Origin of the sequence: Pseudomonas sp. PDM24 (assembly GCF_019218905.1) — a bacterium.
Classification (GTDB): Bacteria; Pseudomonadota; Gammaproteobacteria; order Pseudomonadales; family Pseudomonadaceae; genus Aquipseudomonas.
In genome coordinates, this window is the sequence record NZ_JAHUWR010000004.1 from 512,311 (window position 1) to 534,608 (window position 22,298).

22 protein-coding genes are annotated in these 22,298 nt (G+C 60.1%); 12 read left to right on the forward strand and 10 right to left on the reverse strand.

Going from position 1 to position 22,298, the window contains the following annotated elements; all coding sequences use genetic code 11:
* The first annotated feature begins 183 nt into the window (after nt 1-183).
* Both KW837_RS16790 and KW837_RS16795 read left to right on the forward strand, forming a co-directional pair.
* Nucleotides 184-1,509 carry a type VI secretion system Vgr family protein gene (locus KW837_RS16790; RefSeq protein ID WP_218397324.1) on the forward strand — a complete coding sequence of 442 codons (1,326 nt, stop codon included), beginning with the start codon at nt 184-186 and terminating at the stop codon, nt 1,507-1,509.
* On the forward strand, nt 1,506-2,303 hold the full coding sequence (locus KW837_RS16795) for a DUF4123 domain-containing protein (RefSeq protein WP_218397326.1): 798 nt from the start codon (nt 1,506-1,508) through the stop codon (nt 2,301-2,303). The genes KW837_RS16790 and KW837_RS16795 overlap by 4 nt, the downstream gene beginning before the upstream one ends.
* Before the next feature lie 19 nt (nt 2,304-2,322).
* Here the strand turns inward: KW837_RS16795 and KW837_RS16800 are convergent, their stop codons facing one another.
* Nucleotides 2,323-3,663, reverse strand: coding sequence for an MATE family efflux transporter (locus KW837_RS16800; RefSeq protein WP_218397328.1), 1,341 nt, complete (start codon nt 3,661-3,663; stop codon nt 2,323-2,325).
* A gap of 189 nt (nt 3,664-3,852) precedes the next feature.
* Nucleotides 3,853-4,146 carry a hypothetical protein gene (locus tag KW837_RS16805; RefSeq protein WP_063341672.1) on the reverse strand — a complete coding sequence of 98 codons (294 nt, stop codon included), beginning with the start codon at nt 4,144-4,146 and terminating at the stop codon, nt 3,853-3,855.
* A 292-nt stretch (nt 4,147-4,438) separates the two neighbouring features.
* On the opposite strand from KW837_RS16805, the gene KW837_RS16810 reads away from it, so the two are divergent.
* The 5 genes from KW837_RS16810 to KW837_RS16830 all read left to right on the forward strand — a co-directional run bounded on the left by KW837_RS16810 (nt 4,439) and on the right by KW837_RS16830 (nt 8,984).
* Nucleotides 4,439-4,741 carry a MazG-like family protein gene (locus tag KW837_RS16810; protein WP_095634107.1) on the forward strand — a complete coding sequence of 101 codons (303 nt, stop codon included), beginning with the start codon at nt 4,439-4,441 and terminating at the stop codon, nt 4,739-4,741.
* On the forward strand, nt 4,741-5,490 hold the full coding sequence (locus tag KW837_RS16815) for a methyltransferase domain-containing protein (protein WP_030128232.1): 750 nt from the start codon (nt 4,741-4,743) through the stop codon (nt 5,488-5,490). The genes KW837_RS16810 and KW837_RS16815 overlap by 1 nt, the downstream gene beginning before the upstream one ends.
* A 12-nt stretch (nt 5,491-5,502) precedes the next feature.
* On the forward strand, nt 5,503-6,120 hold the full coding sequence (locus KW837_RS16820) for a DUF4136 domain-containing protein (protein ID WP_218397331.1): 618 nt from the start codon (nt 5,503-5,505) through the stop codon (nt 6,118-6,120).
* Nucleotides 6,121-6,173: 53 nt separating this feature from the next.
* Nucleotides 6,174-6,737 carry a DUF4136 domain-containing protein gene (locus KW837_RS16825; protein WP_218397333.1) on the forward strand — a complete coding sequence of 188 codons (564 nt, stop codon included), beginning with the start codon at nt 6,174-6,176 and terminating at the stop codon, nt 6,735-6,737.
* A 264-nt stretch (nt 6,738-7,001) separates the two neighbouring features.
* A complete protein-coding gene (locus tag KW837_RS16830) occupies nt 7,002-8,984 on the forward strand; it encodes a pilus assembly protein TadG-related protein (protein ID WP_218397334.1) in 1,983 nt (660 codons plus the stop codon).
* On the opposite strand, the gene KW837_RS16835 is transcribed toward KW837_RS16830, so the two are convergent.
* Together KW837_RS16835 and KW837_RS16840 are read right to left on the reverse strand one after the other, a co-directional pair.
* Nucleotides 8,954-11,722, reverse strand: a complete 2,769-nt coding sequence (locus KW837_RS16835; protein ID WP_218397335.1) for an ATP-binding protein — start codon at nt 11,720-11,722, stop codon at nt 8,954-8,956. The genes KW837_RS16830 and KW837_RS16835 overlap by 31 nt on opposite strands.
* A complete protein-coding gene (locus tag KW837_RS16840) occupies nt 11,719-12,159 on the reverse strand; it encodes a TadE/TadG family type IV pilus assembly protein (protein ID WP_007907464.1) in 441 nt (146 codons plus the stop codon). Before KW837_RS16840 ends, KW837_RS16835 begins: the two co-directional genes overlap by 4 nt.
* Before the next feature lie 75 nt (nt 12,160-12,234).
* Between KW837_RS16840 and KW837_RS16845 the strand changes: the two genes are divergently transcribed.
* From KW837_RS16845 to KW837_RS16855, 3 genes are all read left to right on the forward strand, one after another.
* Nucleotides 12,235-12,705 (forward strand): prepilin peptidase, encoded by a 471-nt coding sequence (locus tag KW837_RS16845; protein WP_218397336.1) that lies wholly within the window; start codon nt 12,235-12,237, stop codon nt 12,703-12,705.
* A 113-nt stretch (nt 12,706-12,818) separates the two neighbouring features.
* Nucleotides 12,819-13,607 (forward strand): response regulator transcription factor, encoded by a 789-nt coding sequence (locus KW837_RS16850; protein ID WP_218397337.1) that lies wholly within the window; start codon nt 12,819-12,821, stop codon nt 13,605-13,607.
* Between the two features lie 692 nt (nt 13,608-14,299).
* Nucleotides 14,300-14,677 (forward strand): DUF6124 family protein, encoded by a 378-nt coding sequence (locus KW837_RS16855; RefSeq protein WP_218397339.1) that lies wholly within the window; start codon nt 14,300-14,302, stop codon nt 14,675-14,677.
* 178 nt (nt 14,678-14,855) lie between these two features.
* On the opposite strand, the gene KW837_RS16860 is transcribed toward KW837_RS16855, so the two are convergent.
* The 5 genes from KW837_RS16860 to cpaB form a co-directional block, all read right to left on the reverse strand.
* Nucleotides 14,856-15,746 (reverse strand): type II secretion system F family protein, encoded by an 891-nt coding sequence (locus tag KW837_RS16860; protein WP_218397341.1) that lies wholly within the window; start codon nt 15,744-15,746, stop codon nt 14,856-14,858.
* Nucleotides 15,743-16,627, reverse strand: a complete 885-nt coding sequence (locus tag KW837_RS16865; RefSeq protein ID WP_218397342.1) for a type II secretion system F family protein — start codon at nt 16,625-16,627, stop codon at nt 15,743-15,745. Before KW837_RS16865 ends, KW837_RS16860 begins: the two co-directional genes overlap by 4 nt.
* Nucleotides 16,628-16,638: 11 nt before the next feature.
* Nucleotides 16,639-17,919: a CpaF family protein gene (locus KW837_RS16870; RefSeq protein WP_123500936.1), complete on the reverse strand. Its 1,281-nt coding sequence runs from the start codon at nt 17,917-17,919 to the stop codon at nt 16,639-16,641.
* A complete protein-coding gene (locus KW837_RS16875) occupies nt 17,916-19,121 on the reverse strand; it encodes a pilus assembly protein (protein WP_123500938.1) in 1,206 nt (401 codons plus the stop codon). The genes KW837_RS16870 and KW837_RS16875 overlap by 4 nt, the downstream gene beginning before the upstream one ends.
* An 89-nt stretch (nt 19,122-19,210) precedes the next feature.
* On the reverse strand, nt 19,211-20,140 hold the full coding sequence (cpaB, locus tag KW837_RS16880) for a Flp pilus assembly protein CpaB (RefSeq protein WP_218397344.1): 930 nt from the start codon (nt 20,138-20,140) through the stop codon (nt 19,211-19,213).
* 326 nt (nt 20,141-20,466) lie between these two features.
* Between cpaB and KW837_RS16885 the strand changes: the two genes are divergently transcribed.
* Both KW837_RS16885 and KW837_RS16890 read left to right on the forward strand, forming a co-directional pair.
* A complete protein-coding gene (locus tag KW837_RS16885; RefSeq protein ID WP_218397346.1) occupies nt 20,467-20,676 on the forward strand; it encodes a Flp family type IVb pilin in 210 nt (69 codons plus the stop codon).
* A 70-nt stretch (nt 20,677-20,746) separates the two neighbouring features.
* Nucleotides 20,747-21,157, forward strand: a complete 411-nt coding sequence (locus KW837_RS16890) for a response regulator (RefSeq protein WP_218397348.1) — start codon at nt 20,747-20,749, stop codon at nt 21,155-21,157.
* A 284-nt stretch (nt 21,158-21,441) separates the two neighbouring features.
* Here the strand turns inward: KW837_RS16890 and KW837_RS16895 are convergent, their stop codons facing one another.
* On the reverse strand, nt 21,442-22,296 hold the full coding sequence (locus KW837_RS16895) for a MaoC/PaaZ C-terminal domain-containing protein (protein ID WP_218397350.1): 855 nt from the start codon (nt 22,294-22,296) through the stop codon (nt 21,442-21,444).
* Between the last annotated feature and the right edge of the window lie 2 nt (nt 22,297-22,298).

A 22,298-nucleotide genomic window follows, 5' to 3' on the forward strand; every position in this document is an offset into this window, starting at 1 on the left:
GAAATTTCAGATGACCTGGTGCGGGGCTTCTCTTTTTTCAAGTGAAATGAACCACAGACCGGGCTATCCAAGCGATGCGGTCTTCTTTTCACGTAGGTCATTTCCTAAGTTGTATTTCGGCACTCTACTCGGCCATGTCTCTCAGCGAGAATCCCCGGCCGCCCCTCCTGTAGAGAATCGCCGATGTTCGATCCAGTCAACGAGCCGTCATTTCGTCTGGATATAGCGGGTCTTCCCGACCCCTTTGAGGTCTTGGCCTTTACCGGTAGTGAAGCCATCAGCGAACCCTTTGTGTTCGACGTGGATCTGCTGAACGATGACCCGACGCTGGACCTTGCGAGCCTGCTGTATCGTTCGGCCTTTTTGCACTTCGGGCCCCAGGGGCAGGGTATTCACGGGCAGCTGCTTGGCCTCGTTCAGCTTGGCCATGGCGGTGAGCCCGGGCTATGTCGTGTGCGTCTCGGCCCCAGGTTGGCGTGTCTGGGCCAGCGCTTCAATCAGCGAATCTTCAGCCAGCGCTCGGTGCCGGAGATTCTCGCTCAAGTACTCAAGGAGCACGGCATTGCCGGTAAGGGGCGTCGCTTCGACCTGAGTGGCGATTACCCGCCCCGTGATTTCTGCACGCAGTACCGGGAATCAGACCTGCAGTTTCTCCAGCGTCTGTGCGCCCAGGAACGCCTTCATTACCATTTCGAACACTGCGCACGCGCAGGACACTGTCTGGTTTTCGGTGATGGCCTGGGGCAGTTCAGTCGTGGCGAAGAGAGCGTCTTTGAGGGTGAGAACGAACGGCCAGGTGTGCATCAGTTCAAGCTTCACGGCTGCGGTCAGATCGCCGAAGGCCAGACGAATCTGGCGACGCTGCGCAGCGGTCAACTGATGCCGCTGTCCGGCCACCCGTGTGTGGACTGCAATCGTCTCTGGCTGCTGACCCATGTCGAGCATCAAGGGGGGCAGGAGCCAGGGTTTCCCTATAGCAATCAACTGCGCGCCGTTGTGCAGGAAGTGCCTTTCGTGGCAGATCATTCGGTCATGAAACCCAGGATGCACAGCCTGCAACGGGCGTGGGTCGTCGAGGTCGATGAGTCTCAACCGGATCTGTCCAGACCGGTAGCGGTGCAGTTTGACTGGCTTTATCAGGGGGAAGGCGCAGCGCCCAGCCACTGCTGGTTGCCGTTGGCTCCCGAGTTGGGAGACGCGGGCAGTCTGCCGTTGTGCGAAGGGGCGCAGGTGCTGGTGAGCTTCATCGAAGGCGATCCGGATCAACCCTTGATCAGCGGATTTCTTCCCTGCGCAGCGTCGAGCGCAGAGCCCGTCATACCCGACCTGCAACCTTCCTTGGTGACCGATGCGAACCTGGCGCTCGACGGCTTGCTGGGCATGCTGCAATCCAGCGAACCCTTGGTGCTCCTGTGCCTGCTGCCCGGTGGCGGCAGTTTCAGTCATTGCATGCAGTCCTTCTGCACCTGTCGGGCGGCGACGCAGTTTGGCCAGAGCGGTGCGGCATGATCGCCGCTCAGGCGCCCGACTCGACTGCGCAATGGTTGTTGCTCGATATTCCGGGCGAGCCTCAGGCCGGTGCGAATTTGCGGCAACAGTTTACTCATGCCCGATGGTTCCGCCTGTTCGAAGGCACTGAGTTTCACCCGTTGCGTGAGTACGGCCCGGTCTTGGTCGACCTTCGCGAATGCCCTGCACTGACCGAGTTATGCCAAAGTGCGCCACACATCTGGAGCGGATTGCTGCTAGCCAGTGAAGCAACGCCATCGCAGTTGCTGGAGCATTTGCGACGCATGCTCACGGTCACGCTGGGTCTGCATCACCGGGCCTTGTTGAGTTACTACAATCCACACACGGCGAGTTATTTTTTTGATGCCTGCGATGCGCAGGAGTTGAGTCGCTGGCTCGGTCCGATCGATCAGTTGCGCTGGTTCGGTGGCACCTGGGCCGACCGGGCGATAGGCTGTCAGGGCTGGCAGCAGTTGTTCAATCCGCGGCTTGCCGTCCGGCCGCTGGCCATTGAAGAAAACCTCAGCCTGCGTCAGCGAGACACCTTGCAAACCTGCCTGCTGGAACAACACGCCTGGCGCTGGAGCCGATCCACCGGCACCGGTTACAACAGCGTATGGGCTTACTTGCAGGAAGGGCTGGCGCTGGGTTTCAGCGAACGTGCGGTGCTCGATGACTGGTTATGGCTGCGCTTGCAGCATCCCGACGCAGTGGCCGGGCAGCCATTGTCGGGAGCCAGCCAGCAGGAGCGTCTCGATAGCTTGCGCAACCGGTGGCAAAACGATCAACCCTGAACGTGAAGGCCGGCCCTCGTTATCCTTTGAACCAGCCATCGTGCTTGCGCAAGTACCAGGCGAATGCACCAAGGGTCAGGCTGCGCAGCAACATGAACAACAGGAAGGTTATCCACAGTCCATGGTTGCCCAAGCCTTGCAGCGCCCAGGCGAAGGGCAGCAGCAGGATCACCGTCAGCAGCATACCGTTGCGCATTTCCCGGGCGCGGGTGGCGCCAATGAACAGACCGTCGAGCAGGTAGCTCCAGACGGCAATCAGCGGCAGCACCGCGAGGTAAGGCAGGTATAGGAATGCGGTATCGCGCACGCTCTGGATGTCCGTCTGCATCTGGATGAACAGGTGCCCGGCGAACAGAAACAGCAAGGCAAACCCCACACTCGCCAGCAACGACCAACCGCACGCCACCACCAATGACCGACGCAGGGCTTCTCGGTCGCGAGCACCGATGGCGTGTCCACACAGGGCTTCTACGGCATGAGCCAGACCGTCCAGCGCGTGGGCGGTCAGCAGCAGACCGTTGAGCAGCAACGCGTTGGCGGCGACCGTGGCATCGCCCAGCCGCGCGCCTTGCACGGTGATCAGGAAAAACACTGACTGCAATGCCAGGCTGCGAATGAAGATGTCGCGATTGACCGCCAGCAATGGGCGCCAGCTCTGCCACAACGCCAGCGCTGCCCAGGCGATATGGCCGGGATAGGCGCGCAGAGCCTTGCGGGTCATGAACAGGCCGATCAGCGCGCCGGTCCATTCGGCGATCACCGAGGCCCGGGCCGCGCCGACCACACCCCACTCCAGGCCGAGTACAAACCAGAGGTTCAACGCGATGTTGACCAGATTGGTGCTCAGCAGAATCGCCAGCGGAGCCCGAGCGTTCTGGGTGCCGAGGAACCAGCCCACCAGCGCGTAGCTGGCCAGCGCCGCCGGCAAGCCAAACAGCCGCGTGTGGAAGAATTCGCGGGTCAACTGATCCAGCTCGGCCGACGGTTGCATGAAGTGCAACGCGACCCCGCTCAACGGCACGCCCACAGCACCCAACACGATGGCCAGGCCCATGGCCAACAACAGACCCTGGAGCAAAATCTGCCGCAACGCTGCGCCATCTCCGCGTCCGGCAGCCTGGGCGGCGAACCCGGTGGAACCCATGCGCAGAAAGCCCATGGCCCAGGCCAGAAAGGTATACAGACTGGCGCCCACCGCGACAGCGCCGAGTTGATGAGCATGGGGCAGGTGGCCGATGACAGTACTGTCGACCAGCGCTACCAGCGGTACGGAAATGTTCGAGAGAATCATCGGGGCGGCGAGCGCCCAGACTCGACGATGGGTCGGACGGTCGCGCCAGTCGGCAATCAGGTTGGACATGCAGGCTCCTTGGGGGCGCCTGCATTGTAGGGCAGATTATGTTCAGCCAAGAGAACGCAATCTACAAAACATCACAGATCCAATGTGGGAGCGGGCTTGCTCGCGAAGGCTTTCTTACATTCAACCTATCAGTCGCCTGACACACCGCTTTCGCGAGCAAGCCCGCTCCCACATTGATGGTGGGTTGCCTTAATGAACAATCCAGCTCAGCAACCACAATCCCAGCAGCAACCAGATAATCCCCATGATGATCGACGCGTTCATGAAGGCGCGGATCGCTGCCCACAGCAACATCAGCCCGATGATCAGCGTGATGATGCTGATGATCGAAGTGTCCATGCCCAGCGCCTGGGCCAACCCTTCGACAAAATTGCTGCCGGCGTTGCTCAACAGGTTGAACAGACCACTGAGGGCATCGATGATGAACCGGATGGCCGAACCGATTATCTGGCCGAGCCATTCGAAAAAGCTTTCTACCTGCATGTGTACGTCCTGATGGAGTGGTGGCGTGGTTGCCGGATCCGAGCATTGGGCTATTGATCGTGCTGCCGAGTTCCCGACCGTCCAAGTATGGCGCAAACATCTCTGTAGCAGCTGCCGAAGGCTGCGTTCGGCTGCGAAGCAGTCGTCAAACCGGAAATTGCGGTACGTCAGGCAGAGCGCGTCAGCCATATTCACGACTGCTGCGCAGCCGAACGCAGCCTTCGGTAGCTGCTACATAGATCTTGCCTTCACCCGCCATCCCCCTGAAGCTATACGCCTCCAGGAGAGCCCGATGAACCTTGTTGAACTGACCGAACGCCTGCACGCCATTCGCGACCGCAATGACTGGCGGCAATTTCACAGCCCGAAAAACCTGGCCATGGCCGCGAGCGTGGAAATGTCCGAGCTGGTGGAGATTTTCCAGTGGCTGACCGAAGACCAGTCACGCCAGTTGCCGGCGGACAAGCTCGCCCATGTCGGGCAGGAAGTCGGCGACATCGTGTTGTATCTACTGCTGCTGTGCAGCGAGTTGGGGTTGGACATGAATGAAGTGGTGCGCAGCAAGCTTGCGGACAGCGAACGGCGGTTCAGCTGATGAGCGACCGTCATTTCGATCAACTGGCGACCCGTTTCGCCGAAAAAATCTACGGTGGCGCCAAAGGTGCGATCCGGCTCGCGGTGCTGCAGGCCGACCTGGCCGAAACCCTGCCGGACCGCCCGTTGCGTGTACTGGACATCGGCGCCGGCTTGGGCCACATGTCGTTGTGGCTGGCCGAGCGAGGTCATCAGGTGACCCTCGCCGAGCCCGCCGAACCGATGCTTGAAGGCGCCCGCCAGCGCTTCGCCGAAGCCGGGCAGACTGCGACGTTCATCCAGGCGCCGTGGCAGGATCTGCTCGGTCAGCTCACTGAACCTTACGACCTTGTGCTGTGCCACGCCGTGCTGGAATGGCTGGCTGAACCCCATGCGATTTTGCCGGTGCTGCATCAGTTGACGAAGCCGGACGGCTGGTTGTCCCTGGCGTTCTACAACCGCGATGCGTTGATCTACCGCAACCTGCTCAAGGGGCATTTCCGCAAGATGCGCAAGAACGACATGGCCGGCGAAAAGCAGAGCCTGACGCCGCAGCAGCCACTGGATCCACGGGAACTGGCGGCGCAACTTGAGAGCATGTGGCAGGTCGAAACCCAGAGTGGGGTGCGGGTTTTTTATGACTACATGCCAGTGGAATTCCAGGCCCGCGTCGAACTTCCGGACTTGCTGGAAATGGAACTGGCCCACCGCCGTCACCCAAGTTTCGCCGGGCTTGGGCGCTACCTGCACTGGATCTGTCGGCCGATCTGAGCGGAGCGCGAAATGAAAAGTCGTTCAGGGTTACTGGTGATCTGTCTCGGGTTGGCAGCCTGTCAGGGCAGCAACCCTTATGTCGCGACCTCCAATCCCCTGCCACCGGCACCGCCTCAGGCCGCCACCACCTTCGACCGCAGCGCCTACCCGGCGCCGCCACGCGATTACGGCCGCTATCGCAGCTGGGCCTGGCTCAACGGACGCCTGCCACCGGGCACGGCCTGGGCCGACTCGGCGCAGGTGGCCGAAGCGGTCAGTAATGCCCTCGATCAACGCGGCTTGCGCCCACTGCACGACAACCGCCCGGCGGACCTGTTGGTCAGCGCTGATTTGCATCTGGAAACCCGCTTGCGTCAGGTGCAGGACGACTATGGTTACGGCGGGGGTTATTACGGCGGCGGTTATAACCGCTACGGCAGCGGTTACGGCATGTACAACACGGTGCCGGTCATCCGCACTTATCAGGTACAAGTCGTGGTGGTGCGTGTCGAGCTGTTCGACGCGAGCACTGGCCAGCCGGTATGGAGTGCCAGTGCCGAAACCAGCAGCCAGGGGAGCCAGAGCGAGCGTGCCGATGCCATTCGCGAAGCTGTAGAAAAGGCCATGTCGGCGTATCCTCCTAGTTAGCTTCTTTTACCGGAAGCCTCCCGCAGGTGCATGTCTTCTATCGGAGAATAATCATGTTCCGCCGTCTCGCTTTACTGGCCATGGCCGCGCTGCTCACTGCCTGCGCCGCCAACCAGGTCAATCATGACTTCGATGCCAGCCGCGACTTTGCCGCCTATCGTAGCTGGAGCTGGAAAGAGCCCGCCGTGCAATACCGTCCCGATGATCCACGGATCAAGAGTGACCTGACCGAACAACGCATCCGCCAGTCCGTTGCCGATCAGCTGGATCAGCGCGGCTTGCGTCCGGCTGCTGCCGGCGCCAGTGCGGATCTGAAGGTACAGGCCTACCTGATCGTCGAAGATCGCCAGCAACAAGTGACTACCAACTATGGCGGCGGTTATGGTGGCCCATGGTACGGCTACTGGGGCGGGCCGATGTACAACGAAACGCGCAACATCAGCTACAAGGTGGCGACCATTCAGATCGACCTGCTCGATGGCAAGGACGGCAAACTGGTGTGGCGCGGCAGCGACGAGCAGACGCTTAGTCGCACACCGAACCCGCAGGATCGTAGCAATAAAATCCACGAGACGGTCGGGCGGATATTGGCTAACTATCCACCGCGCTTGAACTAACCGACACCACAGCCCCTGTAGGAGCGAGGCTTGCCCGCGAAGAACGATAACGCGTAATGACTGAAAAACTGCGGTGTTTTCTTCGCGGGCAAGCCTCGCTCCTACAGGATCTTCGTCGTCACACAAGCCCACAATAAGCCTATTCCCATATTGGGTTTTTGTTGTCTTGGATGGCGAGTTGCCAGCAATCTGGCTAACCCTTGTCTACACTGCTTCTCACCAATGGAGGTAACCCTCGCCAGTGCGCCGGCAAAGGAGTGCGCCATGTCTCCCTGCTTGCAGTTTCGTAGCCCGGCCCGGCAACGGGGAGCGATTGGTTTGATGGCGGTGCTGACCTTGGGCATGGCCTTGGTGTTTCTGCTGATCTTGGTCGACAGCGGCCGCCTGTACCTGGAAAAACGCAGCTTGCAACGGGTGGCGGATATGGCCGCGCTGGAGGCTGCCACGCGTAACGGTGATTGCGCCGTGGGTGCCACCGCTACCGTCTATGCCACCGCCAGTGCAAACCGCAACGACTTCTCCCTTCCTGACTCCACCCGCAGCCTGGCGGTAGCCTGTGGCACCTTGAGTCTGGACGCCAATAATCTTCGGGTTTTTACGGCTGATCCGAGCAGCAGCGAAGCCATTCGGGTGACCGTCAGCCATTCGATCCTGCAGAGTTTTGCCGGTGGTATTGGTGCCGTGTTCGGCGGTGCTCCAGCCGGTGCGACCCTCAACCTGACCGCGACCGCCGTCGCAGCGTTGCCACCTCCGCTGGCATCGCTGACCATTCGCAGTACGGTGCTGACTATCGATACCAGCAAGTCGGCCACCCTTAATGCGCTGTTCGGTGGTTTGTTGGGCGGCAGTCTGAACCTCTCCGTGGCGGGTTGGGAGGGGTTGCTGAACAGCAATATCAGCCTGCTCGGTTACCTCGATCGACTGAAGGTCGACCTCGGCGTCAACGCCGCCGGGTATAGCCAGGTATTGGGCACTTCGGTGGCCGTCAGCCAGTTGATCCAGACGGCCGTCAACGTGCTGGACCCCGGCGGCACTCTCGGCGCGACGGCGACCATCGTCGGTCTGCAAGCACTCAAGGTTGCCGCAGGCTCCACGACCGTGGTGCTGGGCAATTTGTTGCACGTCGAGAATGGCAGCAACATGTCGGCGTTCGCGACTAACGTGAGCGTGTTCAACCTGATCGAAGGCATCGTGCAACTGGCCAACAAGAAAAACGGTCTGGTGGCGACGCTACCGATCAATCTGGCGGGGCTGGCGCAAATCACGGCCCGGGTGCAGGTCCTGGAGCCGCCGCAACTCTCGGCAATAGGCAATCCGAAAAACGCGGCGCTGGATCCACTGGGCCCCAATCGGATCTACGTGAGAACCGCGCAGGTTCGCACATTGCTGTCGATCGACTTGCCGGCACTCGACGCCATCACGGCGCTGGTCAATGCGGTAACCGATCTGGCAGGACCGCTGACCAACACCCTCAACGCCTTACTCAATCTCAACCTGGTGGCGGTGCTCAATTCACTGACTTGTGCCTTGGGCGTACCCTGCCAGACACCCGACATCATCGTGTTGCCGGGGCCGATACGGCTCGACGTGGCGCTGGAGGTCGCCAGCGCCAGCAGTTACGTCACGGCCTACAGCTGCGTCAGTAATACCAATAAAACCCTGACCACCAGCACCAGTACATCGCTGGTGAACCTGAAAATCGGCCGGATCGATGCGGCCAGCATGTTCGGCAGCAACACCACACCGCCGGCGGTCACGGTGCAGCCGTTGAAGGTGATCGATATCGGGATCAAAACCTGTCGCAGGCTTCTCTTTCTGCCCATCACTTGCGATCCGCGGGTGCCCGGCGTCGGTGGCGGCATCGATATCGTGGCCGACACCAGCGTGGCGGCGAACGCCAACATTTCCCACGTGTACTCCGCACCACCGGCCAGCAGCCTGCCGGAAATCAATCAGCCACCGTTCTACTACGCGTTCACCACCAGCAGCATCGTCAGCAGTCTGCTCAATACCCCGCTTAATATTCACGTGGACATGTATGGCCCGTCGGGCAGTCTCGTCAGCGGTCTGGGGACGATCCTGAGCAGCGTCACTACCTTGCTGGTCAGCGCGATCAACAGCGTGCTCAGCCCGTTGCTCGACAGCTTGATCAACACCTTGCTGTTAAGCCTGGGGATCGATTTGAACAAGGTCGACGTCGGCGCCAACCTCAGCTGTCACTCGGGGCGCGCGACGCTGGTGATCTGATCGTCTGTGGCAATCGGCAACTCGATACAAAACCGCGCGCCCTCTGTCGAGTTTCTTACACTCAATTTACCGCCCATGTTTGCGACAATGCCGTAACTCACCGACAACCCGAGCCCGGTGCCGACACCCACCGGTTTGGTGGTGAAGAAGGGTTCGAAAATCCGCTCCAGCAGCCGTGGATCGATACCGCCGCCGTTATCCTCGACCCACAGTCGCACCGAGTATTCATCACGTTCGGCGTACACCGAGATCCACGGTTTGAACTCCCGGTCGGCCTCGCGCTTACTCAGCAGCGCATCCCTTGCATTGACCATCAGATTGATCAACACCTGTTCCAGTTGATCGACGTAACCGCGCACCTGTACCTCAAATCCGGTCTCGCTGACCCGCAGCTCGACCCCTTTGCCGCGCATGCCTTCGGACAGCAGAGACAGCGTGCCTTCGATGGCTTGCGCCGGATTGAACGGGTGTTGCTCGATCTCCGAGCGCCGACCGAATACCCGCATGTGATCCACCACCCGCGCGGCGCGCTGGACTTGCGCGTCGATGCGGTTGAGCTTGTCTGTCAGGTAATCGATTTGCGCATCGCCGTTGCTCAGACGCTTGAGCACATTGACGATGGCCATGCGCATTACGTTCAGTGGCTGGTTGATTTCATGGGCCAGCCCAGTGGCCATTTCGCCGAGGGTGGCCATTTTCGCGCTCTGGGTGAGCTGTTGCTGGGCGCGCCGGACTTCGGTGTTGTCACGGCCCACGGCTTGAATCTCCAGCAAGCGACCCTGCTCGTCGAACACCCCGCGATCCGACCAGACCCACCAGGCGTGTTCCCGTCCCGGCAGTTGCAGGTTGATTTCCGCAGTGCTGACCGGGAACTCCGGGCTCAGGTGACTGAGCCGCTGGAGGAACGCTTCGCGCTGTTCCGGCGACATCCAGCTGCCCAGGTTCACCCCAGGCAGTTGCTCGGGCTGGCATTCCAGGTAGGTCGCCAGCGGGCGGTTGCCGAAGGTCAGCGTCAGGTCTGGAAGGTAGCGGCAGATCATCGCCGGGGAATCTTCCACCAGGATCCGATAGCGCTCTTCACTCTGTTTTACTTGCTCGGCGGCCAGGGTCGCTTCGGTGACATCCAGCCACAGGCCCACAGCTTCTACCGGCAGCCCGAGGTCATCGCGCAGCAGTTTGGCTTCGTCGAGCAGCCAGTGGTAATCGCCATGACTGTCGCGCAGCCGATAACGGGCACGCACCGAACCTTCGCGCAGCAGTTGCCGGGTGCGCTCGAAATAGCCGTCGCGGTCCTCGGGATGGACCCGCTCCACCAGTGCGCCGGCGGCGCAATCGGCGAGCGACCAACCGAGTAGCGGCAATAAACTGTCGCTGAAAAATGTCGGTTGCAGCGCACCTTCGACATAGCGCTGCACGTAGATCACCGCCGGTGAACTGGCGATCAGGTTGTCCAGCCGGGCATGGGCGGCAGCGGCGTTCTGCTCCTGATTCTTGATGTCGCTGATGTCGAGCATGAAACCCACCAGCCGCCGGTTTCTGCCGATGCCCAGGGCCTGACCTTGCAGTCGATACCAGATCGGCGTTTGTGCCGCGTCGGGACGATGCAGGCGTACGCACAGCAGCAACGGCGCGCCTTCATCCTGCAAGGTTTGCAGGCGAATCGTCAGCTCTTCACGGTCGGCGGGGTGGATCTGTTCGAGCCAGTCGTGCAGCGGCAAACGCGTGCTCGCAAGGTTCAACGTACCGGCCAGCGATGGCGCCAATTGCACCTCGGCGTTGTCACTGAAGACCTCCCACCAGCCGGTGCCGAGCAAGGCTTGCAGAGACTCCAGCCGCTCCAGTTGCAGATGGTGCTGATGCTCGCGCAAGCGCTCAAGCAGCGGGCCGGCCAGGGCGGCGGTGAGTTGCAACCAGTCGCGCTCGTTCAGGTCGGGAGCACGCTGTTGCACCGGGTAGAAACCACAGAGCAACCAGGCCACCACGCCCAGGGCATTGTGGTAAGGCACCGCGAACCCTTCGGCATTGCCGAAGATGCCTTGCAGGCGCGGGTGTTCGCTGGGAATCAGTTGCTGAGGGGCGGAGCCATTCAAACTGTCGAGACCGGTGCCCAGGCGTTGGTCGATTTCCCACAATAGAGGCGCATCGAAGGCTGCGTAATGCTGGTGAATCAGCCAACCCTCGGCCTGTTCATCGAGCAAAGCCATGGCGATGCAGGGGATCTGAAAGCGCTGGGCCAGACCTTGAAGTTGCTCCGCCAGCACCTCGGGCAAGCGCGTCAGGCTGCACAGGCGCAACTGTTCACTGACCTGCGCCGCGAGCAACTGGCATTGTTCACGGCTGCGCGCTTGTCGACGTTCGAGCAACAGGTCGCCGATGTCGATCAACTGCAGCAGCCAGTTTTCGCCCAACGGCTGCACCCAGCCACGCAGATGCAGCGGTTGTTCGCCGAGGCTGAAGAAATCCAGGTCCAGGCTTTGTCCTTGCCACTCGGCAGGCGCGCCTTCGACCGACAGGGCGCTATGGGGCATGAGGTAATCGAGCAGATGCGGTGTCTGCGCGCCGGGCATTTGTTGCGCCAGCAGATGCCGCAGCGGGCCGGTCAGCTGAATCACTCGGCCTTCGTCATCCAGATGCAGCTGCAAACCGACACGTTGCACGCTCGCAGGGTCAGCACTGGTCGAGGGCTGCTGCGGTTGGCGATTGAGCAGGCGCCCGAAGAGTTTGTCCCCGGAACTCAAAATTGCAGGCTCGAGCGGGCGGTAAGGGTCGCCGGCAGATTGGGCACCGAGCCGATCCCCGGCAGCACCAGGAACGGCAGGACCTGATTCAGTTTACTGGTGGGGTAATTGATGGTGACCGTCAGCACGCCACCGATGTAGGTGGCACTGGCGTCGGTGGCCACATTGAAGTTCAGCGCGGCAGGAATCCAGGCCAGCTGCCGGGTCAGTTCGGTGGTCGCTATGTTTCTGACGGCGGTGTCGTAATTGGCGGTGCTTGGGTCCAGCGCCACACTGCGGCGCACCGCTTCGGCCGTCGATTGATTGAATGATTGCATCAGCAGCAGTGGCAGGCTGTAACTCACCAGCCCATAAAATACGGCGAAAAAGATGATGAACACCAAAGCGAACTCAATCGCCACGGCACCTTTTTGTTTGCGGGGGAGGCCTGTTTTCATGAGTGCGTCTACCCTGACCATCACGACGTAGTATCAGCATAGAATCATTCAGCCAAAACGGACGTTTTTTACCGGATGCAGAACTTTGTCCTACTTATCTGGCTGACGCTTTGCGCAGCACAGGATGTCCGAGAGCGGCACATCGCCAATGGCCTGACCCTTGGTGCGGGTGTATTGGCGCTGGCGTATCTGTTGTGGACGGGCACCACATGGTTGGGGGCCGAGGCGGTGCAGGGGGGCTGGGCTTTGTTGTTGGCACTGGCCTTCACCTTGCCCGGTTATGCATTGAAACGTTTGGGGGCGGGCGACGTGAAACTGATGGCGACGCTGGGCCTTGCGACGGACGGTATGCACCTGCTCGGCGGCTTCATCGGCGCCGGATTGGCCAGTGCATTCTGGCTGCTGTTAGCGCCAAGACTCTGGCTGTATATGGGGCAGGGGCTTAGGGAGCGTCTTCGTTACCTGGGACCAGGAACGTCAAAAAAGCAGCCCTTTGCGCCGTTTGTATTGGTGGGCATGTTGCTTACTCTGGTCTGGATGCATTAGTCGCCGGGCAATACTCGTTCTATGTACATAGTTGGAAAGTGCGTCTACTTTCAAAACAGTTGTTGTACAGCCTTCGGAAGTGGGTACAGGAACGGTCAAGCCTGGAGTGACACGTGAACAAGCGTATCTCGGCAATAAAAGTACTTGTGGTCGATGACGAACCATTGATTGTCGAAGAACTGTGCGAGTTCATCGAGCGCAATGGTTATCGCTGTGTTCCTTGTCAGTCCGGCAAGCAGGCGATCGAGCGTTTCACTGAATACGAGGATATCGGCCTGGTGCTCTGTGATTTGCAGATGCCTGACATGGATGGCATTCAGCTCGTCCAGGCATTGCAACGGTTGTCCGGCAAACACCGGGCGTTCGAGGCGATCATGCTCACCGGTCGCGCCGACAAGCAGGATGTGATCAAGGCCTTGCGCGCCGGGTTCGCTGACTACTATCAGAAACCGATTGATCTGGCTGAGTTGCTCGAGGGTTTGCAGCGCCAGGAAGTGGTCTTGCAGGAGCGGCAGAAAAATCTGCAGTTGGGGCATTTGAGTCAGAAGCTGCAGTACCTTTGTGAGTCGATCGACGAGCTGTATCAGGATCTGGACAAGGTTCGTCGGGGACCGTCTTCGGCGTCTTCGTCGGATTCGGCTGACGGTGCATTCAGTGAGGCGGAGCGGGTGGAGATGCCGGCGGTTTTCAATCAGCTGTCGCCGCGGCAGCTGGAGGTGGCGCGGTTGGTGGGCAAGGGGCAGACCAATTATCAGATTGCCTGTGAGTTGGGGATTACCGAGAACACGGTGAAGCTTTATGTGTCGCAGGTGTTGCGGTTGACGCATATGCATAACCGCACGCAAGTGGCGTTGGCGTTGTCGCCCGGTAATGCTGGTGTGCGGCGGCTTACTGCGCACTGAATTTCGGGTGTACGCCGCTCTATTGTGGAGCTGCCGAAGGGCCTCTTCGCGGGCAAGCCTCGCTCCTACGAAAAGCACGTTCACCAACGCAATTCCCTGTAGGAGCGAGGCTTGCCCGCGAAGACGGTCCGACATTCAACATTGATGTCGACTGACACGCCGCTTTCGCGAGCAAGCCCGCTCCCACAGTTGAATCGTGTGCATCTGCAAGGGATTGGTTGGCTGTCAGGCCGCCTTCGCGGGCAAGCCTCGCTCCTACGGGGATCGCTGTTGCCTTTCAAGGGCGGACTGACGGCCGACCAATTTCCCCCGGATGCACACGATTCAACTGTGGGAGCGGGCTTGCTCGCGAAGGCGGCCTCAGAGGCAACGATGTTTATCGATCAGTAAAAACATCAGAACCTTCCCACATGTTTTTCAGGTTGCCCGTCGGACGCTGCGTCTCTAGCCTTTGTCCGTCGCTGACAATTCAGCGACCGGGCGTCGCGGCTCGATTCTTGAGGCATAATCGCTCCACCAAACCACAACACTTTTGGGTGTCTGTCGTTTCGTGTCATGGCGACTGTGCGCGGGATACCTTCGGGTATGCCGAGCTGCCTCGGGGATCGGTCCGCGAACCCGCGTACAGCTGCCACCCCAAATTGCGTCGCGGCAATTTGGAAGTGGCTCCATTTCATCCCAGAGGTGTAATCATGTTCAAAGCAACCCCGAATCCCCCAGAAACTGACAACGTTTCCCCTTACGAATCTGCTGATTCAAAAAAACTCCACGACGCCGCTAACCGCGCGCTCGATCACTACCTCAACCCATCCGCCCTCAAATCCCCCGCGGCCCGCAAGCCGAGCACGATGTACATGGTCGCGCCAGATATCAAAGACGAAGACCTGTTGGCCCATACCTGTGAATCGTTGGCCCAGGCCAGTGTGATGGCGGGTGATTTTGCGGGGTATCTGGAAGGACCGCACCGGCACACGGCGATGGCGATTCAACAGATCGTCATGCTGGCAGAACTGGCGGTGAACCGGATGCTGGATAACGTCGCCATACCAAAACCCGCGCCACACAGCTGATCCCCTGTAGGAGCGAGGCTTGCCCGCGAAGACATTCAACATTGATGTCGACTGACACGCCGCTTTCGCGAGCAAGCCCGCTCCCACAGTTGAATCGTGTGCATCTGCGAGGGATTGGTTGGCTGTCAGGCCGCCTTCGCGGGCAAGCCTCGCTCCTACGGGATCGCCGCTGTGCCTTTCAATGATGAAAGGCCCGGGCTAACGCGCTGAAGCTGGGGCCGGCCAGTACGATCAGCAGCGCCGGGAACAGAAACAACATCATCACCACGGACATTTTCGCGGACATCTTGGAGATGTATTCCTGCAAGCGTGTCAGGCGCCGGTCATCGAGCAGCAGTTTGAGCCCCAGCAGTGATTTCATGGCGCCGCCGCCCTGGTGGATCAATTGCTGAAGTATCACGCAGGTGTCGGTGAATTCGTCCACTGCCAGTAACTGGGTGGCCTTGTTCAGTTCTTCGCCCAGTTCCAGGCCGGAATCGACCCGGGTCAGTATCAGGCGCAGTTCATGGGTCAGGGCCGGCAGTAATTGTTTGCCTTCGATGCTCAGTACTCGCAGCGACTGCTCCACCGCCATGCCGGATTCGAACAGGATACGCAGCAGTGGAATGAAGGTCGAAATCTCGATCGCCAGTTGTCTTTGCCGACGGTGTGCGGCAGCGGCCAGCAAGCGTTTGGGCAGCAAGTAACCAAGAGCGGTGGCGAAGGCCGGGGTGACCCAAGGGTTGTTCACCTGCGGGAAGAACACGCTCTGGATCAACAGACTCAGGATCAACGCAAGCACCGGGATGCCGATCTGGCAGGCGGCGAACAGCGAGCGTTGCCGGGCGCTGCGCCAGCCGAGGCGGTTGAGCAGTATTTGGGTTTCGTTGTCCAGTTTGACCGAGCGTTGACCGATACGGCTGTTGCCCAGCGCTTGCAACCAGTGACTGACGCGATGGTCGTTCAGCGGTTTACCGTCCAGTCGTTGAGCCACTTGGCGAGCACGCCGATGTTGGTCCAGCAGCCCACTAAGCAGCAACAGCGTGGCCCCGAGAAACAACAGTGCGCTGATCAGCAGGGCTATTTTCATACGCTGCGCAACATGCGCCACAGCGCCAGGCAACCCACCACCTGCAGGCCAAACGCGGTCGCGAGCATCATTTGCCCCGAGCTGCTGTTCCACATGGCGAGCAGGTACTTCGGATTGGACAGCAAGAAGTAGCCAGCGAGCCCCACAGGCATCAGGGCCAGCACCATCGCTGTGATGCGGGTTTCGCCCGTCATGGCGCGCAGTTGGCGCGCAGCCTGGTCGCGTTCACGGACCATTTTGATCAGGTTCTCAAACAGCTCGCTGGCATTACCGCCGTAGCGGTGATTGACCTTCAGGCCCAGCGCAAATAATCGAAACTCGTCTTTCTCGTACAGTTCGGCGAAGTCCGTGACAGCGTCAGGCAGGCTGACGCCCAGGTGCACATTGCGCTGAACCCGGCCCATGGCGTTCTTCAGTGGGTCTTCGGCGGCGTCGATGGCGACCAGCACCGCATCGGCCAGGGTGCGTCCGGACTTCAGACTGCGCACGGTGTGATCGAGCAACGGCGGCAGTTGTTCGATCATGCGCTTGAGTCGGCGCTGGTAGCACCAACTGATGTACAACCGCAGAGCCAGAGGTGGCATCAGCAACAACGCCAGCAAACCGATCCAGCTGGCGAGGGCAAACCCCAGCAAAATGCCCACGGTCCAGAGCAACAGCCACAACCTCAGGCGCTCGGTGGGACGACCGAGGCCAGCGCGTAGAAAGGCCCGTTCCAGGCCAGCCCAGGATGATTTCGCCACCGCCAGTTGCGGTTGCCCCTGCATCAAGCGACCGAGGGTTCGATCGATGCCGGTCTGGCGCAGGCCGTTGTAGAACAAACGGATCGACAAACCCAGCAACGTCAGGCAAATCAGGATGAGCAGCGCCGGTTTGAGCATGCCGTGATCCTTTAGTGCGACAAGGGAGAGAGCGCCGACTCGCGACGCAGCTTTTCGCCGGCGGGGTTGACCGCCTCGCGCAGAAAACCGAAACCGGTGCGTCGGTCGAAGCGGAACAGCGTATTGGTCACATAGATGTCATCACGAATACCCACGACCTCCACCACTTCGCTGACGCAGCGGCGGCCATCGGGCAGGCGCGTCAGTTGAATCACCACGTCCAGTGCGGCGCAGATCATTTGCCGCAGCGTGCGCTCAGCGATGGTGCGTCCGGTCAGGCCCACCAGGGTCTCCAGGCGCAACAGCGCATCCTGGGCATTGTTGGCGTGCACGGTGCTCATGGAACCGTCATGCCCGGTGTTCATCGCCGTGAGCACGTCGACCACTTCGACGCCGCGAATCTCGCCGAGGATGATCCGGTCCGGGCGCATCCGCAGCGCGTTGCGAATCAGGTCGCTGGCCTTCACTTCGCCGTGGCCTTCGGCATTCGGCGGTCGGGTTTCCAGGCGTACCACATGAGGATGGCCCAGTTGCAGCTCGGCGACGTCTTCGATGGTGACCAGGCGTTCGTGAGGGGCGATCAACTGGCTGAGAATGTTCAGCAACGTGGTCTTGCCGGTGCCGGTACCGCCGCTGACAAGGATGTTGCAGCGCTTGCCCACGGCCTCCTGAATGAACTCAAAGATCGCCTGATCGATGGTTTGCATCGCCATCAGATCGGAGCTTTTGAGCATGTCCTTGCGGAATTTTCGAATCGACAGGCACGGGCCATCGAGGGCAATGGGCGGGATGATCGCATTGACCCGGCTGCCATCGGGCAAACGCGCATCGACCATCGGTGAAGACTCGTCGAGCCGTCGGCCCAGGGGCGCGAGAATCCGTTGCATCACCCGCTCGACGTGGTGGTCGTCGATGAATCGCAGGTCACTCAGGTGCAACACACCCTCGCGTTCGACGAACACCCGGTGCGGGCCGTTGACCAGGATTTCGGTCACCGTCGAATCACGCAGCAACACCTCCAGGGGGCCGAACCCGGTGAGCTCGTCGACGAGTTCCTCGGCCAGTCGCTCCATCTCGTAACGGGAAATCGCCAGGTGCAGACGGGCGATGTACTCGGCAACTTTGTCGATGACGAACTGCGACAGCATTGGCCGCGAACCTTCCAGCAGGTTTTTTCCGGACTCTTCGATGGCGTCGATGATGTAGCGGTGCAGCACCAGTTTCAGGCCTTCGTGGTCGGTATTGCCGGCCGGCCCGTGGGAGGGGGCGCCGAAGAGTTTTTCGCCGCTCATGGCGCGCCCCTCAATCGGTCGAACCAGCCAGCCTTGGGTTTGTCCAGGTCTTCGGAGCGTTTGGCCAGGCGTTCACCGAGGGCGCGCAGGCTTTGGGTCAGGTTTTCGCGCGGGGCCAGCTCGAACAGGCTCACCCCCTGATTCTTGGCGTTGAGCCGTACTTCCGGGCTGTAGGCAAGGACCGCCATAACCTCCATGCCAAAGCTTTTGCTCAAGGTATCGGAGTCTGGCGCGACGTTGCGCAGATAGCGGTCCACCAGCAACCTGGCGTGGTCGAGCTTGAGGCCTTTTTCGCGCCAGCGGCCGAGCACCTCAAGGTTGCGTCGGCAGTCGAGCACATTCTGATCGGTGTACCACAGCAACTTGTCGCAATGGCTGACGAAGGTACGCAACGCTTCGCTGTCCGACTGGCCAGTGAGGTTCACCACGATGTGCTGGAAATGCTGACGCAAGGCGCTGAGCAGCATGTACAGTTCGGCGGCACTGGTCTGTTCCAGTGGTTCGTCGTTGCTGGCGTAGGCGAGAATCCGCAGCCCGGCGTCACACGTGGTGAAGGCACTGTCGATCAGCGTCGCGTCCAGGCGCCGCAGATGGCGCAACGCATCGCCAAAATGAAACGAGCTCTCCAGCCCCAGCAACGCAAGGCTGTCGCCACGCGGCAGGCCCAGATCCAGCAACAGTGTCTGCTGACCGCTCTTTTGCACCACGTGCGCCAGGTGGTTGGCGAGCAATGCTCCATCGGCATTGCTCTGCGCACCGTAAAGCACGGTCAGGCCACCCTGTTGACTCTGTTGCATATTCGGCGTCACGGTCGGCAGGCGTTTGCTCAGGCGTCGCACCAGCCCGGCAACTTCACTGGAACGCGAGCCGTAAGAGACGAAATCCCGCGCACCGGCGCGCATGGCATTGAGCACGAGTTGGTTGTCCATGCCGTCGCCCAAGGCAACGATTGCCAGCATCGGTTTGGCTTCCAGAGCACCCTCGATCAACGCGCTCTGGGCCACCACATGCTCCCGGTCCAGACCCACGAACACCAGGTTGGCGAAGGTCACGTCCACCAGCGTCAAGAGTTCATCGAGGTTGCCGCCACCGGCGCTGATCACCCGGCCCAAAGGGGCAAGCGCACCTTGCAGCCACTCGAAGTCGGTGCTGTTACGCGTGATCGCGAGGAACGTCTGACTCAGGTTCTGGGGTTGGCTCATAGCGATAATCCGCCGCGTTTATCGAAGTGGCCGTTGTCGAGGAAGTACCGCGTGAAGCGTCTGCGCATGGAGAAGCGTCCTCGCTGGTTTCAGGGCGTTTGTTGGGTGACTTCATTGCCGCGGATGACCTCCACACTCGTCTTGCGCGGTGCTGCGCCGCCGCTTATGGGTTTTGGTGTGCCGGCCAGGGCCAGTTGACTGAACTGCACCAGTTCGCGATTGGCACTGGCCAGGCTCGCCTTTGAGTCGCGGTTGCCGGCCCAGTATTGGTTCAGACGTTTTTCCTCGGCGCTGCGCACGGCCAGGCGCAAAACCCCGACCTGAGCCGCGAGCATCAGGCGACTCAAGAGGGGTTCAGGGACGGCAAGCAAAACGGTGCGAGCGCTGGCGCGCAGTTGGTCTTGCTTGAGTCGCTCCTCGTGACTGCGCGCCGGGTTGGCAGGCAGGCCATCGTTCATCAGCCCCAACTGGTCGCCGACACCGAGCACCCGCAACGCCGGAATCACCACTTGGGCCGACTGCTGGAGGTTGTTGGTGTCCATGCGCAGAAACAGCAGGACGTCGACATAGTCGCCGGGGCTCAGTTGACCGCCGACATTGACCACGTCATCCGCCGCCACCGCGAGGGCACGCTCATCGGGGCGGATCATTCGCGCCAGCGCACCGCCGGTTTCGAAACTTTCATCATTGAGCCAGCTGCCGGCAGTCAGCGTGCGCCAGGGCGTACGGCCAATGGCTTGATCGAGACGGGACAGGCTGCCGGCCGGGGCGGTACGGAGTTTTTCCAGCGTCACGTCGGCGGCGCTGATTTGCTCGAACGGCGCGATGTCACGTAACAGCACAACCACTGGCTGGCGAGTCGGGTCGTCTGCCGGCGCCAATATCGGGGCCGATGACGTGCCGGATTGCGCGACGGATTCGGGTGCCGGTTGGCGACTCAACGCCAGCCCCCAATAACCGGCAATGATGGCGCCTACCAGAAACAGCCCGGCCAGGCCCATGGTGACGCGACTGTTCATGACGGCTCTCCCTTTCCTGCTGCGTAACGCCCCCAAGAGTTTATAAATGAGATGACTTCGCAATCAGGCAGCTATGAACATCGAACTATTTCGCTATTTGACGGTAGCGCAGGTAGAGCAAAAAGCCATTACAGGGCAGTAAATATCTGACAAAAGTAACGGGCTGAAGGCAAAAGCACTGTTTTATGACGTCAGTGAACCGGTTACTACTTAAGTATTAATAGGTTCTTACAGTTGTTGGTCTGGGGTTTGCCGACAATGCTGATGCTGGCATAGGGGAATCATGTTGCGGCCGTGCAACACCCTCCTGTCATAGGAGACACGTCATGTCCTTTACTAAAGTGGTTCAGAAGATCAAATCCGAAATCATTTTGTTCAAATACCTGGCCAAAGATACGGAAGGTGCCTCGGGCATCGAATACGCGATTATTGCGGGTATGGCAGCGGTTGCGTTGGCAGTGTTCATGACGCCTATCTCGGGTGCGATAACCGATATTTTTACCGTGATCAAGGAAGCGCTGGTGCCTCCTGCTTGATGCCGACAGCTTGCTAACCTGCCAGGGCGGTTCTAACGTCAACGCTTAGTCCATTGCAGGTGGTTTATCCATGAATGCTCCCGCGCTGCCACGCCAACAGCTGCTTCTGGTCGATGATGAGGAGGATGCGTTACTGGAACTGGCCGAGTTGCTGGAGGGCGAGGGCTTTACTTGTTTTACGGCAACGTCGGTCAAACTCGCCCTTCATCATTTGACTTGTCATCCTGATATTGCACTGGTGATTACTGATTTGCGGATGCCGGAGGAGAGTGGCATGTCGTTGATCAAGCGGTTGCGTGAGCATACGGCTCGTCAGCATTTACCGGTGATTGTGACGTCGGGGCATGCGGATATGGAGGATGTGAGTGATATGTTGCGGTTGCAGGTGCTGGATTTGTTTCGCAAGCCGATTTATCACGTGCGGTTGTTGGAGACGTTGAATAATTTATTTCCGCAGCCTCGGGATTTGGTCAGTTCCTGATCTACGGTCTAGAGCAGAAAACAGATCAAAAGATCGCAGCCTTCGGCAGCTCCTACAGGCGAAACGCGTCGTCCGTGTAGGAGCTGCCGAAGGCTGCGATCTTTTGATCTTGGCGGCCTGACAACCGACCAGTCTCTCTCAGACATACGCCGACCACTGCCGACCACTGTAGGAGCGAGGCTTGCCCGCGAAGGCGGCGTGTCAGGCGATATCAATGTTGAATGTTAGAAAGCTTTCGCGGGCAAGCCTCGCTCCTACAGTGGAGCCGCGTATGTACCGGATAATCAGGCAACCGGCCGCCACTGCCCGACCATATGTTCCAGCTCCCCCGCGCCCATCAACTGAAAATCCCCGCTGGACCCCGCCGCACTGGACATCAGCGTCACTTCACTGGGAAGGCGCACCGGTTTCCTGAACTGCACCGCAATCTCGATGTTTGCCGTCGGCAAATGATCGCTCAGGGCTGCCAGCGTACGCGCCTTGTTCCACAGACCATGGGCGATGGCGCTAGGGAAACCGAAGAGCTTCGCGCTGATCGCACTCAGGTGGATCGGGTTATAGTCTCCGGACACCTTGGCGTATCGGCGGCCAATGTCCGTGGGTGCTTTCCAGTGGGCCACTTCGGTCAGCGACAGCGTCGATGCAAACGCTTCCTCGACCGGCTCGCCTTCCAGTTTGACGCCGCGACAGAGCATCTGGCTTTCCGCCTCCCACAGCACGCCCAACTGATCGTCGAGTGTCGTCACCAAATCGAACGTCGCACCCTTGGCATGAGGTTGCAGGTTCTGCACGTTCACGCTGACCCGCACCCGGTGTACGCCGCCCATGGGGCGCAAGACGCGGATGCGATTGCTCAAGTGAATCAGCCCCAGCAGCGGGAAAGGAAACGCTTTGGCGGTAAGCAATTGCATCTGCAAGGCAAACGCCAGGATGTGTGGATACGTCGGTGGTAGCAGCCCGTTGTCGGCAAAACCACAGACCTTGCGATAAGCCTCCAGGCGTTTCGGATCGACATTGACCCAGCAGTGATAACCCAGGTCGGGCAGCGTGGTACCGGTGATTTTGCGGCGCGTTGCCGCTTTCACATACAGCGTTTTCAGGCCCGGTTCGCTATTGAGTGTGTGCCAGTCGGTGGTCATGG

Coding starts and splice junctions, on each gene's coding strand:
- KW837_RS16805 (WP_063341672.1), bottom strand. CDS start 4,146: ATGCAGGTAGAAAGCTTTTTCGAATGGCTCGGCCAGATAATCGGTTCG.
- KW837_RS16830 (WP_218397334.1), top strand. CDS start 7,002: ATGTCTCCCTGCTTGCAGTTTCGTAGCCCGGCCCGGCAACGGGGAGCG.
- KW837_RS16825 (WP_218397333.1), top strand. CDS start 6,174: ATGTTCCGCCGTCTCGCTTTACTGGCCATGGCCGCGCTGCTCACTGCC.
- KW837_RS16790 (WP_218397324.1), top strand. CDS start 184: ATGTTCGATCCAGTCAACGAGCCGTCATTTCGTCTGGATATAGCGGGT.
- KW837_RS16875 (WP_123500938.1), bottom strand. CDS start 19,121: ATGAGCCAACCCCAGAACCTGAGTCAGACGTTCCTCGCGATCACGCGT.
- KW837_RS16895 (WP_218397350.1), bottom strand. CDS start 22,296: ATGACCACCGACTGGCACACACTCAATAGCGAACCGGGCCTGAAAACG.
- KW837_RS16845 (WP_218397336.1), top strand. CDS start 12,235: ATGCAGAACTTTGTCCTACTTATCTGGCTGACGCTTTGCGCAGCACAG.
- KW837_RS16800 (WP_218397328.1), bottom strand. CDS start 3,663: ATGTCCAACCTGATTGCCGACTGGCGCGACCGTCCGACCCATCGTCGA.
- KW837_RS16815 (WP_030128232.1), top strand. CDS start 4,741: ATGAGCGACCGTCATTTCGATCAACTGGCGACCCGTTTCGCCGAAAAA.
- KW837_RS16795 (WP_218397326.1), top strand. CDS start 1,506: ATGATCGCCGCTCAGGCGCCCGACTCGACTGCGCAATGGTTGTTGCTC.
- KW837_RS16840 (WP_007907464.1), bottom strand. CDS start 12,159: ATGAAAACAGGCCTCCCCCGCAAACAAAAAGGTGCCGTGGCGATTGAG.
- KW837_RS16865 (WP_218397342.1), bottom strand. CDS start 16,627: ATGCTCAAACCGGCGCTGCTCATCCTGATTTGCCTGACGTTGCTGGGT.
- KW837_RS16885 (WP_218397346.1), top strand. CDS start 20,467: ATGTCCTTTACTAAAGTGGTTCAGAAGATCAAATCCGAAATCATTTTG.
- KW837_RS16890 (WP_218397348.1), top strand. CDS start 20,747: ATGAATGCTCCCGCGCTGCCACGCCAACAGCTGCTTCTGGTCGATGAT.
- cpaB (WP_218397344.1), bottom strand. CDS start 20,140: ATGAACAGTCGCGTCACCATGGGCCTGGCCGGGCTGTTTCTGGTAGGC.
- KW837_RS16820 (WP_218397331.1), top strand. CDS start 5,503: ATGAAAAGTCGTTCAGGGTTACTGGTGATCTGTCTCGGGTTGGCAGCC.
- KW837_RS16870 (WP_123500936.1), bottom strand. CDS start 17,919: ATGAGCGGCGAAAAACTCTTCGGCGCCCCCTCCCACGGGCCGGCCGGC.
- KW837_RS16810 (WP_095634107.1), top strand. CDS start 4,439: ATGAACCTTGTTGAACTGACCGAACGCCTGCACGCCATTCGCGACCGC.
- KW837_RS16860 (WP_218397341.1), bottom strand. CDS start 15,746: ATGAAAATAGCCCTGCTGATCAGCGCACTGTTGTTTCTCGGGGCCACG.
- KW837_RS16855 (WP_218397339.1), top strand. CDS start 14,300: ATGTTCAAAGCAACCCCGAATCCCCCAGAAACTGACAACGTTTCCCCT.